The 14601-nt window shown below is 41.6% G+C and carries 17 protein-coding genes and 1 riboswitch; of the genes, 5 read left to right on the top strand and 12 right to left on the bottom strand.

Annotated features, from left to right (window positions below; all coding sequences use genetic code 11):
• Nucleotides 1–105 precede the first annotated feature (105 nt).
• Nucleotides 106–208, top strand: a riboswitch (TPP riboswitch).
• A 55-nt stretch (nt 209–263) separates the two neighbouring features.
• Genes IE164_RS00560 through IE164_RS00545 form a run of 4 tightly spaced genes read left to right on the top strand, consistent with a single transcriptional unit; the run spans nt 264 to nt 2990 of the window.
• Entirely contained in the window at nt 264–989 is a 726-nt protein-coding gene (locus IE164_RS00560; protein WP_189628238.1) for a class I SAM-dependent methyltransferase, read from the top strand.
• Nucleotides 989–2056, top strand: a complete 1068-nt coding sequence (locus IE164_RS00555; RefSeq protein WP_189628237.1) for an AIR synthase-related protein — start codon at nt 989–991, stop codon at nt 2054–2056. The genes IE164_RS00560 and IE164_RS00555 overlap by 1 nt, the downstream gene beginning before the upstream one ends.
• Nucleotides 2053–2700, top strand: coding sequence for a thiamine phosphate synthase (locus tag IE164_RS00550; protein ID WP_189628236.1), 648 nt, complete (start codon nt 2053–2055; stop codon nt 2698–2700). The genes IE164_RS00555 and IE164_RS00550 overlap by 4 nt, the downstream gene beginning before the upstream one ends.
• A gap of 17 nt (nt 2701–2717) precedes the next feature.
• On the top strand, nt 2718–2990 hold the full coding sequence (locus tag IE164_RS00545; RefSeq protein ID WP_229838471.1) for a Trm112 family protein: 273 nt from the start codon (nt 2718–2720) through the stop codon (nt 2988–2990).
• 45 nt (nt 2991–3035) lie between these two features.
• Here IE164_RS00545 and IE164_RS00540 read toward each other — a convergent pair whose 3' ends face one another.
• The 6 genes from IE164_RS00540 to IE164_RS00515 all read right to left on the bottom strand — a co-directional run bounded on the left by IE164_RS00540 (nt 3036) and on the right by IE164_RS00515 (nt 7987).
• On the bottom strand, nt 3036–3707 hold the full coding sequence (locus IE164_RS00540) for a class I SAM-dependent methyltransferase (RefSeq protein ID WP_189628234.1): 672 nt from the start codon (nt 3705–3707) through the stop codon (nt 3036–3038).
• 399 nt (nt 3708–4106) lie between these two features.
• Nucleotides 4107–4997, bottom strand: a complete 891-nt coding sequence (locus tag IE164_RS00535; RefSeq protein ID WP_189628233.1) for a TolB family protein — start codon at nt 4995–4997, stop codon at nt 4107–4109.
• Nucleotides 4998–5168: 171 nt separating this feature from the next.
• Nucleotides 5169–5627 carry a hypothetical protein gene (locus tag IE164_RS00530; protein WP_189628232.1) on the bottom strand — a complete coding sequence of 153 codons (459 nt, stop codon included), beginning with the start codon at nt 5625–5627 and terminating at the stop codon, nt 5169–5171.
• 228 nt (nt 5628–5855) lie between these two features.
• The gene (locus IE164_RS00525; RefSeq protein ID WP_189628231.1) at nt 5856–6371 is read right to left on the bottom strand and encodes a hypothetical protein; all 516 of its coding nucleotides are present in this window, start codon (nt 6369–6371) and stop codon (nt 5856–5858) included.
• A 213-nt stretch (nt 6372–6584) separates the two neighbouring features.
• Nucleotides 6585–7304 (bottom strand): hypothetical protein, encoded by a 720-nt coding sequence (locus IE164_RS00520; protein ID WP_189628230.1) that lies wholly within the window; start codon nt 7302–7304, stop codon nt 6585–6587.
• Nucleotides 7305–7573: 269 nt separating this feature from the next.
• On the bottom strand, nt 7574–7987 hold the full coding sequence (locus IE164_RS00515; protein WP_189628229.1) for a hypothetical protein: 414 nt from the start codon (nt 7985–7987) through the stop codon (nt 7574–7576).
• Nucleotides 7988–8493: 506 nt separating this feature from the next.
• On the opposite strand from IE164_RS00515, the gene IE164_RS18500 reads away from it, so the two are divergent.
• Complete coding sequence (locus tag IE164_RS18500; RefSeq protein WP_229838469.1) at nt 8494–8817, top strand: group II intron maturase-specific domain-containing protein; 324 nt, start codon at nt 8494–8496, stop codon at nt 8815–8817.
• Between the two features lie 301 nt (nt 8818–9118).
• On the opposite strand, the gene IE164_RS00505 is transcribed toward IE164_RS18500, so the two are convergent.
• From IE164_RS00505 to IE164_RS00480, 6 genes are all read right to left on the bottom strand, one after another.
• A complete protein-coding gene (locus IE164_RS00505) occupies nt 9119–9553 on the bottom strand; it encodes a hypothetical protein (protein ID WP_229838467.1) in 435 nt (144 codons plus the stop codon).
• A gap of 238 nt (nt 9554–9791) precedes the next feature.
• Complete coding sequence (locus tag IE164_RS00500) at nt 9792–11294, bottom strand: Eco57I restriction-modification methylase domain-containing protein (RefSeq protein WP_189628228.1); 1503 nt, start codon at nt 11292–11294, stop codon at nt 9792–9794.
• 1 nt (nt 11295) lies between these two features.
• Nucleotides 11296–12210, bottom strand: coding sequence for a hypothetical protein (locus tag IE164_RS00495; protein WP_189628227.1), 915 nt, complete (start codon nt 12208–12210; stop codon nt 11296–11298).
• On the bottom strand, nt 12207–12512 hold the full coding sequence (locus tag IE164_RS00490) for a helix-turn-helix domain-containing protein (protein WP_189628226.1): 306 nt from the start codon (nt 12510–12512) through the stop codon (nt 12207–12209). The genes IE164_RS00495 and IE164_RS00490 overlap by 4 nt, the downstream gene beginning before the upstream one ends.
• A gap of 285 nt (nt 12513–12797) precedes the next feature.
• Nucleotides 12798–13079: a tyrosine-type recombinase/integrase gene (locus IE164_RS18495; protein ID WP_189628225.1), complete on the bottom strand. Its 282-nt coding sequence runs from the start codon at nt 13077–13079 to the stop codon at nt 12798–12800.
• Between the two features lie 30 nt (nt 13080–13109).
• Nucleotides 13110–14579: an aminopeptidase P family protein gene (locus IE164_RS00480; RefSeq protein ID WP_189628224.1), complete on the bottom strand. Its 1470-nt coding sequence runs from the start codon at nt 14577–14579 to the stop codon at nt 13110–13112.
• Nucleotides 14580–14601: the final 22 nt, after the last annotated feature.

The following is a 14601-nucleotide window of genomic DNA, read 5'->3' as shown; positions in this document are numbered from 1 at the left end:
CCATATACAATGTAGCTCTCCGGGTGTAGCTGTCATAAAATATTTTCCGGAAAAGAGGAGCAGCGTTTTGCAAACTGCTACCGCTGTATACCTTTGCATTAGTTAATGTTACAACCGGGGTGTTGTGTCGGAAATTAGGCACGGCTGAGATTATACCCGCTAACCTGATCTGGATAATGCCAGCGTAGGGAATTGTAATGATGTCCATTATCATTATCCTTCTGTTTTTCAGGCATTCATCCGATCAACAATACTGTTGATCAATGAGTAATATTGAAAAAAAGCAAAAATTCGATGTAGCCACCGGTGAGTTGCGCAACTGGCAGGGGCGTAAGGAGTGGTTCTTCAATCGCGATGACACCGATCATTACGAAATGTACTACGAAGGCCCTTATAAAAGGCAAGAGGTGTGGCAAAAGAAAACCCTGGAAAACCTGATAAAAAGCGATTCAAGGGTGAAAACCCTTCTTGAGTTTGGCTGTGGTACCACCCGTTTTACCCGGTGGTGGAAAGAAATAGGTATAGAGGCCACAGGGGGAGATATTTCACCATTTATGCTGGGGCAAGGGGTGCATCTCTTTGATGGCGACCTGGTGTTGGCCGACTCGCACCATATGCCCTTCAAAGATCATAGTTTCGATGCCCTGGCCTTCGTTACCACATTTGAGTATTACAAGGACCCCGTGAAAGTAATTCGCGAAGCCGTTAGGGTAGGGAAGTACGGAATCGTATTTGGTATGATGAACCGCAACACGCCCAAGCTTGTGAGGAGGCGTGTGCAGCAGGTTTTTGGCAGAAACAACTACTATGTTACAGCTCATTTCTACACGCCTTCCAGTCTTAAAGAACTCATTGATGAAGCACTGTTCGACAGAGATTATAGCATAAAATGGCAGGCTACCGGGCTGCCCAAGTGGTTTCCGGTACAGCAGTGGCACCAGCCTTATGGCGACTTTTTTGGTCTTCATGTTCAACTCAATGATGTGTGATGGCGGCATTCGTAGATGAGAGTGGAAAGGTAGATGAACAGGTTTTCAAGTCGGAACTGTTTCCTTATACCGGTGCGGCTAGCCAACGAGTTATTCAAGGGCCACAGTTTGGTGTAGATACCGCAATAATAGACTTGGGTAATGGTTTGGCTATGGCCACCTCCAGCGATCCGCTATCGTGGATACCCTCCATGGGGGCAAAAGCCTCGGCCTGGCTTTCTGTACACTTGCTGGCCAACGATATGAGTACAACCAGCCATGCTCCGCAGTTCGCTCAGTTTGTCCTTAACCTGCCTACAGCCATGGGGTTATCAGCCTTTCAGGACTATTGGCGACATATCCATGAGCTTTGTGAGCAAATGGGGGTGGCCATTACAGGGGGGCATACCGGGCAAATTGAAGGACAAAACTCAACCATAGCAGGAGGAGGAACTATGTTTCTTACAGCTCCCCGCGACCAGATTCTTAGCAGCAATGGTGCGCAGCCTGGCGATAGCATTATACTCACTAAAAGCATGGCACTTTCCTCTACGGCCATTTTGGCCATGGCCTTTCCGGAAAGTGTGAGCCGGCATTGCGGCACGGAGGTGCAGCAGCAGGCTGAATCAAATTTTTGGAATCTTTCGGTGCTCAAAGAGGCGCGGTTGGCCGCTCAAACCCTGGGAATACACAAAGGGCTACATGCCATGCACGATGTAACGGAAGGGGGAGTGTTGGGGGCAATGGCCGAAATGGCCGGAGCATCCAAGTGTGGTGTAGACCTGTTGGGGGAGGCTTTGCCACTAAAGCCTGAAGTAGATGCAGTGGCTCGGTTGTTTGAGATTGATCCGAGACTTTCCATTGGAGCGGGAGCTATGGCCTTGGCGGTTAAATCCGGCTGCGAAGCGCAACTTATTAAAGCTCTCGAGCAGGAAGGTATTCCGTCTGCAGTGGTGGGAAAGTTTACTCCGCAACAGGGAGTTTATCGAATAACAGAGGCTGACGGAAGGCAGTCTGAGTTTAGTATAGAGGGTAAAGACCCTTATTGGGGAGCTTTTTTCAAAGCCCTTAAAGCCGGGTGGAAATGAAGCGGTTGGAGGGTGTTTATCTAGTGGCCGATCCGGCCATGCAAGGCAACCTGCTGTTCAGTAAGCTTCAAGAAGCGCTCAGGGCGGGTGTCGATGTGTTGCAGCTATGGAACCATTGGCCCCCGGAGTTTACGCATAGCGACAAAATACAATTGGCCAAAGAGGTTGTAGACATGGCCGAGCCGTACGGTACGCCTGTCTTAATGAATGAAGACTGGGAACTTGCGCTGCAGTGCAATGCAGCCGGAGTGCATTTTGATACCATACCACAAGATTGGCCTGCTATAAAAGAGGCTTTAAAGGGGCGTCTGGTAGGATTTACGGTGGGCAACAATGTGGAAAGAATACGGTGGGCGCAAAGTGAAGGGGCAGATTATGTGAGCTTTTGCGCTTTATTCCCTTCAGCCTCTGTAGACAGCTGTGAGATAGTGAGGCCGGAAACGGTACTAAAGGCGCGATCCATTAGTTCCCTGCCTATTTTTCTGTCCGGGGGCATTCGGCCCGATAACCTCAAAAAACTTGCTCAACTGCCCTTCGATGGTGTGGCCATTATTTCCGGTATTATGAATACGGAAGATCCTGCCGGACAAATTGGTGTCTACAGAGCGTTACTCCATGAATTGAAAGCAACAAAAAAGAATTAGCAACCATGCAAAAATCAATGCTTAAAAAACTGTGCTGTCCTATTGATAAAAGCGATTTGCACATAGATATATACAATGAAGATGAAACGGGCGAAGTACTGGAGGGGCTAATGGTATGCCCAACTTGCAAGCGTTATTACCCCATTATTTATAGCATTCCCATAATGACCCCGGATGAATATCGTCAGAAGGCCCTCGAAGCGCCTATGATGGAGCGGTGGGGTATTGATGTGGGCAAGGAGGAAAACGGAACATTTTTGCTCGAAAATCACCGGCCATTGCTTAAATAACTTCGGTTTGCACCATACGAAATCAAGATCCGGATAATCGAAAGCTTATCCGGCTTTGGTGGTCAGCCAGCCCATGTAAATAGCCGACTGAAAGAATCGTAGCGGAGAGGTAAACCCTGCCTGAACCAGTAACTCACTTAGCCGCGGTTCGGAAACATGGTGGAGTTCGTTGGCAATTCGGTTGATTCGCTGCTCAATTTCTTCCGTAGTCACATCTTCAGGAATCATGGCACGCAAAACGTTTAGGTTTCCTTCTATTTGTTGACTGTCGCCAGTAATGTCTAAAAGAATTAAAGGAGCTCCCGGGGTCAACCGTTGAGCAATTTGCTGCAACAGCTCCAGCTTGCTACCATCATCTTTTAGAAAGTGCAGTACCAGCAGCAGCGTGGAGGCACCATACCGTTCGCTGTCTTTGAGGTTTTGCACTACTCCCTCAATGAGCTTTACGTTGGAGTAGGGCTGCAACTTCTGGCGAGCCTGATCAATCATTTCCGGAGAAGGGTCTATGCCCGTAATATCCCAGTTCTTATGAACCGAAACCAAAGGCTCAATTTCGTTGCCGGTGCCACAACCTACCACCAGTAGTTTTTGCTCCTTCAGCGGAAGCAATAATTTGGGTAAGAGGTTCAAAAAGTATCTGTAATTAGGGATCCAGGTTTCAACAAACCGGTTGTAGCCGGCCGCTCTTTGTTTTTCGAATAACTCTACAGCGCTCATGGTTGGGGTGGGTTTACTATGCTCATAAACCCGTGTTCTTAGGCAAGAGTTGCAAGAAGTTTGAAAAATACCTCTACATCTAAGGTTTTTGGGTTATTGTTGATTTTGAGGATATGGTTTTTTATGGTGTCGCTCCATCTTTTACGTGTACATGAGGTCTTTTTATCTCGAGAAGAAATTGTTCTCAGGTTGAGCAACAAGAGCATAGTTAGTATTTTTTTATCTCCTCAATATGCTTTAAATCTATATTACTTGCCTTAAATAATTCAAGTAAGTTACCGAAAAGAGATTGTTGAAATGTGGTGAAACCATAAAAACAGGTCTTCTTCCTTGTGATTACTTTTCTGGTTAGAGTAAGTCCAAAATGAGGGGCTGATTAAGCTTAATGTAGCGAATGGTTTACCGCTTGAGTTTGAGCCATACCGGGGTTCCTGCATTGTCTATGAGCTTCCTTTCCATGGTGCCATCTTTATTCACCATATAGGTGTGATAATTGCCACTGGCATCTTCTCTGGCAAATATAAGTTTAGAACCATCGGCCGACCATGAGGGGCTGGAATCGCGGGCGGGGTTTCGGGTGATGCGTCTTTGGTCGGAGCCGTCTATGTTCATTATATAGATCTCGTGATTTCCATCTCTGTCCGACATAAAGGCAATCTGTTGGCCATCGGGCGAAAGTTCCGGATGCCAGTCTTCGGCTTTATTGCTGGTTAGCTGAGTTAAATCGCTTCCGTCTGCATTGGCCATACAAATTTCGCTTTGCCCAGTTTTGGAGTGAAACAATAGCTTATTGTCGGGTGTAAAATAAGGCCCGCCACCCTCAAGCAACATGATCTGACGCTGGTTGCTGCCATCGGAGTTCATTATCCATATTTCTTCCTGCCAATTTCCGGCCTCATCAGGATACTCTCTGGCAAAAGCTATTTGTTTGCCGTCTGCCGACCAGCTAGGGGAGCTGTCCCACATGCCCTTGGCATGGGTGAGCCGCTTTCTATTGCTGCCATCAGCGTTTATGGTGTGTATGGACCAGGTTGTTCGGTTGTCGTGGTAGGCGTATAGGGCAATTTGCTCACCACTGGGCGACCAGGCCGGGTAGCCATCATTTTCCGGATGATCGGTGAGCTTAATTTTCGCCAGACCGGCAGCATCGGTCAGATAGATTTCTCCATTGCCGGATTCGGCCGAAGAGTACGCGATTACATAGGTAGGTTTTGAAGATCGGTTGTTTTGGCAAGCTGAGAGAACCATAAGCGTGGCCAGAACAATTGAAGTAGTTTTAGCATAGTTCATAGGTCAGCTAACGGAGGGTTTATATTGCCTTTTTTGGTTTTATGTAAATGGTTATCAGTGAGTTATAAGGGTTGTGTAAGTGGGTTTAGTGGTGGCTGTTTAGGATTTCTATGGATGAATTATTGGGGTGGGATGGACTGCATGCCTCTCAAAAAAATAGTGTAAGGCTTTTTATTCTGTGCCAAACACTTTTCCATTCAGAGTGTGTGTACAGCATTCACAGAAGGGTATCATATTTTTGGCTTTTAAGCCAGGGTTGGTGAGCTGGAGTGTATTGCTGTGGTCTACGTACAGTCCTGAAAAGTAGGTGCTTTCGCCTACCCTAACAAAGTCTTTCTTATCCTTTTGGTTTAAGGCTACCACCCAGAAAATGGGGTCGGGCTTATCCAAGCGGGAAACGGCTTCTTGATGAACTTCGTCCCAGTTTTTGCCAACTTTAGAAATAAGAAATTGAAAGAGTGGTGTATAATCTAGTCCTCTTTGAGTTTTGCCGCGCATGGATCCTCGAACTTGCCCCGTGGTTTCCTTTTTCTTGCTTCTAGTGTGTTTAAAATCGTTACCAAATTTATGGGGAACACCCCGCGCACGCGTATTGACTTTTCTATAAAGCGGCTTCTTATTTTGTTTCATTTTTTGTCAACTACTCTATGCACGGCACAATGGAAGAGGGCCAAGCATAGGGTTAAACTAACGAATCTATCGAAACAGGCAAAGTATCAAATAGCCCCTGCATTAGAATGATAAAGAACCCCTGCAAGCATAATGGGGTGGAAAACGCAATTGTTCCTTGGTAAATAAGTGGAGTGTTTGGTAGGAACTTTGCAGATGACTAAGTAAGGCCATGCGCAATATCGTTTGTTACATGGCGGTATTCTCCGCTTTCAGTTTCTGGAGTACTTTGTAATTAGGGATTGTCATTAGTGTGAATACAGCACCAAATCCAAATATTGCGAAAATGTAAGTTAGTCCGTTAAATACACCCTCCTGTTCAGGTGAGATTGACCGAAATGATTCAAGATAGGGGATGCTGGCTATTGAGTAAGCAATTACCCAGATTGTACACGCCATCAAAATTCCAGTTTGAATTGCTATTCGTTGTTCTTTAAGTCGTTCAAGGGCAAATGAAAAAGCAACCATGCTCAGTCCAATCATGATCAGCAGCGGCATGTAAGTTGTCCAGATGTTCTGGAGTATCTCGGAGGTTCTGTTGAATCCGTCAAATTCCTCTTCTTCAGGGAAGTTGTTCATAGTCGAGTTCATCAGTGTTAGTCCGAAGAAGCACCACGCTCCAATTCCTGCATAGGATAGTCCGACCGTTCGAATTATCTTTTTCGGTTCCTTTTTAAATAGTTCTTTTGAAATTATTGCTTTCATATGATCGAGGCATAACTGACATGTAACGGTCTGGCTATGCGCAGTGCGTGATTCAAAAGCGATAGTTTTGAATCACGCACGTTCGGTAGCCAAAGCTGTGGTTTAAGTTATATTTCATTTTCATAAATGCAAAAGCGCAGCTTTGGTGGGGTGGAAGCGGAGAAGTTTCGACACCACTTCAACTGCATTGCGTATAGGTAATGTTAACAGCTTTTATTTGATGAATTTCACAAGTTGAGGCTTGATCAAAACTTTCAAATCTTTGGGGGGAAATTTACTGTGTTCCAATGTGAGAATAATACCGTCTTTGCTATCCTCAAGCTTTTTAATTTTAGCCCTGTAGAGTCTAGAAATTCTGAAAAGATTATTTTCGAATCCAAGTTCGGTGGGTTCAACTAGTATATAAATATTACTAGTACAATTTTCAGTTTCTATGGGTAATCCTGGTTCTTCACATACGACTAAAACCCTAACATAATAAGTCAGATTATCAGCCATAGGGCCATACTTATCACTCTCATGATAAATGTCCCTAGTTTCGACAAAATTTGATAGGAGGTTATCAAGTCTCAAATCTTTAATCTGTGAGATGATCGCAGCATGATCAAAGCGATATTTGGTATCTACAGAATCGCTGAGTTCAATTTCATCAATGTTTATTGATTCACCATTACTCAGTTTTACGATGTTGTGTTCAGTGTTTGGTTTAAAAGCATACCATAATACCTCTTCATTACTAGAGTATTGACTTCCAATTTCTTTGCTATAGCTTAAATCATGTCTTTCAATTTCCAGCTCTAGTGAATCAATTATCTTGTTCCTCTGATCAATTTCATTTTTAAGTTCTATTATTCTAAGAGAATTCTCTTCGGGCTGTGAAAACGTACACCCAACCACAACGAATAGGAGAAAGATAGAGGATAGTTTATTCATCTTAGATTAGCTTTAATTGCTGGTAACGGTCTGGCTAGTGTGCGGCTGCCGCTTTCGTGTTTTGTTTGATATAACGAAATATAGCAAAGTCCGAGAAAGTATAGAAGCAGGAAAGAACGCCCACGCGATATAGTATCAAGATTGGCCTATACCGATACTTATACAGCCATAGCTCACCCACGAGGCTTTGCGGCAAGGCTTAGTTTAAGTGGTCTTTTGAAAATCGAAACTTTATGAGGTACTGCACTTTAGGTTTTGTTGGCAAGCGTTTAAGTCATTCCCATTAGTGGCAAACTTATAATTATGATTAAAAGTATTAATGAGAATAGTTTGTCTATACTATTTACATGTGGGTTCTTACCATCAATAGTGTCATCAATCTCGTTTGAGCCCTGAAGCCAGAGATAAAAATCTCTTTTATTTCTTTTAATACTTATCTTTTTAAATGTCCAGTCGAAAACATTGTAGATGAACGGTGTAATTAAACACCAAGAAAAATAAGAAAAGTTAGGAGAGTCATTTTCTATTATTCCTAATAACCCAAGAAAACCTAAGATTAAAAGGATAACTGTTAATGACCACCTAAGAGCATCAGAATTCCACTTATACTTTCGAGTGTATAAAAGCCCAAAGTTTATTCCAAGAGAAAGAGCTATTCCTAAAAGTAAATAATCTAATTCCATTCTGGGATGCTTGCCAACGGTCTCGTGTATGAGCAGTAGCGGATTTTAACCCACTAAACTGTGACCTTTGATTTATAGTTTTACGTTTCAAAATAGCACTGAACCTGCTATTGCTTATACGCAATGTGTTTGCCCAGCATGGGCATCTGGTATCTAAGATACCAAATTATTCCAGAGGGTGTAAGTCCCTTGTGTGCGGGAGTCGTGTCCCGAAGCACTAGCAAGTCGCAAAGTGGTTTACCGTGAGGTTCACGCTGAAGGAAGTGAGACTGCAAACCCCGGTTCCAACGAACAGGAACTGGATACAGAGGCTTTACAGGTGGGATGAGGTAGCACATCATACTGACGTCCTAAGTGGTAGGAAACTATAAAGCACCTGTGTAGTAGATCCAGTGGATATTGGGGGAAGGAATATGTCCTTACCTGGGGAGATCCTGACGAGAGTAAACTCTGTCAGGAAGTCAGCAGAGGCCATAGTACGGATCGGGAAACGAGCTGTCACCTCAATGATAAAGACAGAGGGCTTCAGCAAGCAGTTAGCCAACAATTTTGAGTTTTTAGGCCACGGTTTTGTGCCGACCTATAAGAAAGGGGAAAGAGGCAAATACCAGTTGATAGTGAAGAAGGGAGGTTGGGAAAGCCTTAAGCGCAAATTGAAAGCAGCAACCAAGAAAACGATGCCTTACAGTTTTAGAGAGCGATTGCAAAAACTCAAAGAGATATGGATGGGCTGGGTGAATAACTACCGTTTGGCAAGTATTCATCATAAACTCAAACAGCTCGATGAGTGGCTTCGAAACCGGCTTCGATACTGCATTTGGTCCCGATAGCTATCGGGAGAAAAAGCTGGAAAGGAAGCGTAAAAACCTTATTAGACTAGGAGTGAACCAAGGTCAGGCATACGCTTGGAGTAGAACTAGAATGGGAGGCTGGGCTGTAGCCCAAAGCCCCATCTTGGGTACTACGATCACCTTATCACGACTTAGGAAGAAAGGTTATGAAAGTATGATGGATTACTACTTGAAACTCAAACCTCAAATTCAATGAACCGCCAAGTACGAGACCCGTACGCTTGGTGGTGTGAGAGGCGCACCGTGGGCTTATGGCTCACGGCCGTCTACTCGATTGGCATTAGTTTTTCTTTATTCCAAATCCTTTAGGAGCCTTAAGTTCTCCTGAATCATACATGTTTATATAAATTGAAATAGTGTCCTGAGATCCTTCCCATGTCACCCTATATTTATCAAGCATAACCTTATTGCCATATATTGCTTTATCACTTTTAACTGGACAACAACTGCCAGATCTATAATATGAAATTGCTTCTCCGTTTGGTCCAGTTAATGCGTTTAGAAATCTTCGTTCATTTTTAGGCCCACTATCTTCACTGCCAACTTCAATAGGATTTTTTGGAGTAAGTCCATATGAAGGGTCAGAAGATATTTCAGTAATCAAGAAAGTATTATCATCTAATAATGTTTGTTTAGTATCCTTAGAAATTTTTTTCGTTGTCGAGCAAGAAAGTAGTCCAAAAAGGGTACAAGTAAATAGTAGTTGATTTCTCATGTTTTTTAATTAATGCCAACGTTTAGTATATGAAAAGTAGGCGATTTCCAAGCACCAAACTTTCAGTTAAACCCGAACTTTGATACGAGCTAAAACCCTTGATTTTACTACTATTTCGCCTATTTTTTATATACATTGTTACCTGCTGGCTTTCTTTTTTCTAGTCCGTCAGCGTTGGCGTAAAAGCTCTTTGCAACCGCAGGAACGAGGATTGCAATGTGCTTGAACTTTGCGTTGGCTAAAATCCGTACAGTTCATTTATTAATTTGTTGTTCTCATTTTCAAGGTCTGAATCATAGTTGCCTGAAAGTTTGACTTGTTCAATTATCTGCTTTATGTTTTCTGTAATTATTCTCTCTTGCTCTGGTGTAGGTTCTAAGAATGGAATTTTCTTTATGTAGTTAGAAGAATTATTTGTTGAAGGATTAATTGTCCTAATTAATTTATTACAAGTTGGTGAATTGAAAAATGCTAACAAATAATAAATCAATTCTTCATTTTTAGGGAAAATTCCAACAATTGATTGGTCAAAAAGTCGGTTTTCTATTATCGCTCCAGTTATTGAACTTGAACTTACCATTGGTACTGCTATTCCTTTTCGGAAATAATATGACGAATTTTGATAACGTGCTTTTTTGTCCTTTTTGTAGAAGTCGACAATCTCCTTTGACCATTCCATAAACCAATTGTCTGCTTTGAAATATTTTACATTACCGCCTTTAACAATTGGAACATATACCTTTTCTGTTTCAATCCCATTTAACGGTCTTGAGCTACAGTCATAAGTTATTTTGGTCTTATCAACTTCTTCATATCTTTTTGAGTTTCTGATTGACTTGCTTAAAACTTTCAATCTGTCTTTGTCATTACCTGAATAAAATCCTGTAGCACAATCACAAATATCTCCGATAGTTAATTTAGCCTTTCTAATTGTATCAGAAACATTTTGATTTTTACTTGTTAAAAAAATATGACCATCATTATTTAAAACATTTTCTTGTTTGAAATTCAACTTCGTTAAATGTTGCAATTCATTTTTTCCAAGTTCTTCAACCGATTTAAAGCCCTTGTAGATATTGAATGAATTGTTCAGGTTTGAAGAATAATTACTGCATTTTTCCAAAGCAATAATTGATAAGTTAGCATAACCAAAATTTACTCCTGGGAAATATGAAGAAGGGAACAATGAGATTTCTTTAATCTTGGTGTTTGTAAGGATATATTTTCGAATATCCTTGTGCATATTTAAGTTTAGATAAGTATCGGGAATAATGAAAACAAGCTTACCACCTTCATTTAATGCTTCAATACTTCTGTATAAGAATAGTGAGTAGCTTTCTTTGGCATAAAAACCATTAAATCTTCTTTTTAAAGAGGCTTTATCTTCGGTGTTTCTCCAAGCTCCGTATGGTGGATTTGCAATTACAGCATCATATTTCCCGCCCATTGAACATAGAAATTCCAAATCCAAATCGGTTAACGTGTCTGTTTGTTTTATTGAAACATTTTCTAAATCAGAATATTTATTTTTTAATTTATTGTAAGCAGAAAGATTAAGTTCAAAAGCATCAACTTTTACTGTTTCATATTTACTCAAAATAGAGTCTAAAAAAACTCCGTCTCCAGCACAAGGTTCAAAAATGGTTTCTGTACCATTAAGGTCTAACAAATCAACCATATAAGACACTATTGGCTCTGACTTTGTGTAGTATGCTTGAAATATTCTTTGCTCGCTTATCATATTACCAAGTTAAATATTGTGTTAAATCGTTAGACTCTAAATGCTCTACAAAGTCATCATCTAAATCTTCTGCCCAATTCACATTTTGGTTAATCCAAGAGCGAATGTCAAATCCTGAATATTTATGAAGTTCGTCATAGGTTTCTGAACCTGAAAAGGCACTCCAAATTCCAGAGTTTTTCAATGTGTTAAAGTAATTGTTGTTTTCTGACGCTCTCACGAAGATTAACGGTTCGTAATTATCTTCAAGGTTGTGGTAGATACTTGCAACTAATAATAGTCTATTCGTATTTCCTTTTTCATTTGAGCCAAATCCACTTTTAAAATCCACAACATATTTTTTGCCTTCAAATATGAAATGTAAATCAAGTTCAAGTTGAATTTCTCCAGACATTACCAAACTCCAAACTTTGTTGTAGTATTTGATTAGTTGCTCCTTTTCTTCATTCGTGAGATTCAATCCGTTAATGAAATCTTCAATTTCATCAGCTAATTGCTTTTTTACATCAGCAAATAAAGGTGGAACAAAAAGCTCTAAATCGTTTATGGGGTACTCAAAAGCTAATTTGCAAAATGGTTCCCATAATTCTCCTATTCTACGTGAGAAAGCCATATATTCATAAGGCCAAACCGAATGACGAACTTCAAGCATTACAACATAATTGCAGTAAGTAACCATCAACACGCACTCGAGAATTTCTTTATTTGTCCAATTTTCTTTTTTTCCTTTTTGCTCAATTATTTCAATAATCGTAGTTCTGGCTTTAACAAGAAGTGTGTTTAATTTCTTTGCTTTCTTTTTGTATTCAGTATTACCATACTCGCCATTTACTTCTGACAAAAATTCACTTGACCTATCTCTAAAGTATTGCAAGAGACCTTCTTTATTCTTTGCTGTTTCCTTAGTTATATTCATTGAGCTTTATGAGTTTTTAAGTATTCAATTTTTTGTTCTGCAACTTTCATTGCTGCTAATGCCAAATCTTCATCTTGGATTTCGTAAACAAGTTTGTCGCTTAACCAAGCAATTATGACTTCATTTTTTTTGTCTTGATAGAATTCTGATAAGGCAATAACTTGTTCTTTTGTGGGCATTCTGTCATTACGCTCAATTTTACTCAATAGAGTTGGGTCGATTGATAATGCAGCTCCGACTTCTCGTAAAAGCAATCCTTTCAATTCACGTAACTCCCTTAATGTCTGTCCTATATTTTTCATTCGCTTATAATTGTCTTGACAATATTTGTCAAATATAAGAATTGGTTTTGAATTTCAGTCGAATTTGTCATTTATTTTTTGGGTGGTGGTGGGGAAGTGAAAGCTCTTTTTATTTTGTGAGGAACGAGCAAAATGAAATGTGCTTGAACGTGTGGTGGCTTTTTCCAGCTTGCAGGTAACGTTAGCTATGCGCCACTGTGGTGGCGGTTATATTTAATATAGATTGAGAAAAGGTGCTTATAGCCTTTCAATAGGGTGTGCTATAAGGAGTTTTTAATGAATCTCTCAAATATTGAGTTTGTCCAAAGGTGAAGCGATTTTTTTCCATCCTTTATGAGTTATATGTGTATAAATTTCTGTCGTCTTGCTAGAGCTATGACCTAGCAATTCTTGAATATAACGAATATCAACACCTTGCTCTAAAAAAAGATGTGTGGCAAAACTATGTCGCCAAGCATGTAATGTAATTTCTTCCTCGGTTTGGAAGCTTAAGCCACAAACTGTGTTTTCACAGTGCCTTATAGGGGCACTGTGAAAACACAAATGGAGGCAAAATGTTAATGCCATGCGGTTTAAGTCAGTAACCCTATTGCTAAACTATTTACCTCCTTTTAGCTCAGGTAGCTTAAAGGCGTCCAGCGGGCTCGACTGCTTCATTAATGCCTCGATTTCTTCTGTAGTTCGTGGGGCAAAAGCCGAAAGCAGTTCAAAACCATCTTTGGTTATAAGCACATCGTCTTCAATGCGCACGGCTATGTTCCACCACTTAGGGTCGCACTTGCTGCCTTCGGGAATGTAGATGCCCGGCTCTATGGTAATGGCCATGTTTTCGCGCAGCACATCGTAGGGGCCAAGGTCGTGTACGTCAAGCCCTATGTGGTGCGATAGGCCATGCGGAAAGTAGAGATGCGGGCTGCTGGGGTTGGCTATAATGCCCAATTCGGCCAGGCCTTCGTTTATAATATCTTTGGTTAGTTTGGTAAGCTCTGCGAAGCTAACCCCAGGTTTGCACCGCTGAATAGCCGCTTCTTGTGCCTTATATACGAGGTCGTATATGGCCTTTTCTTCAGGAGAAAACTCACCGTCAACCGGTATGGTGCGGGTTACATCGGCCGTATAGCCGTGGTATTCTGCCCCCAAGTCCATCAATATCATTTCCGTACTTTCAATATGGGGCTTGTGATTCTCAATGTAGTGCAAAATGCAGCCGTTGTTTCCCGCTCCCACAATGGATGGATAGCCTTCGTATTCCGAGCCGTATTTTTTAAAGACGAATTCATGTATACCCTGTACCTCTGTTTCAGACATGCCCGGTCTCATGGCTTTCATTACCTCTACCTGGCCTACGGTCGAAATAAATACGGCCTTTCTCAAGAGCTCAATTTCTTCGGGGGTTTTAATGCCTCTCAATGAAGCCATAATGCTATTGAGGCTGCGGGTATCCAGGTTGTTGCGCTGAGGCTCTCTGCCTAAAGAGTTGGTTCCGCTGGAGTAGCCCGCCTTTTGTTTGAACTGCTCAATCAGGCTATAAAGGTCTGCCTGATCGTTTGGGTTATCGCGCACATCGTTTTTAAAGTCGTAAAACAACACTTTGTCGAATTTTGCAAAGTCTATGTTGTAGTCTTTGAAGGCCGAGCCGTTATAGGCGTTCTCAATCTTTAGTTGTTCTTTTACCCCGCTATCGCCCAGGCGTCTGCCCGTCCACATTTCGGCCATTGGGTTTTTCTGCTGAACAAAAAATATCTCATTATAACTGCTGCCTTCCTCATCCGTCTGGTTTTCTGAGAAAATGAGCAACACGGCATGAGGTTCCTTGTAGCCTGTGAGGTAGTAAAGGTTCGGGTCCTGATGGTAGACATAGTCTACATCGTTGGAGCGGTTGCGCACCGGATTAGCAAAAAATACGGCCACTGAGTTTTTAGGCATGCGCTTGCGTAGCTCATCGCGCCTGTTTTTATGAAACTCGGTAGAAAGATAGTCGGTAGGCTTCTCCTGAGCCCTGGAAACAAAAAATCCTGACAGGAAAAATACTATCAGGATTGCGTATATTTTGTTAGGTCTAATCATAGCATAATAACGTTCTGAGACG

The sequence above is a fragment of the Roseivirga thermotolerans genome, from assembly GCF_014653175.1.
GTDB classification, from domain to species: Bacteria; Bacteroidota; Bacteroidia; order Cytophagales; family Cyclobacteriaceae; genus Roseivirga; species Roseivirga thermotolerans.
This window is presented reverse-complemented; position numbering and strand designations above follow the sequence as displayed.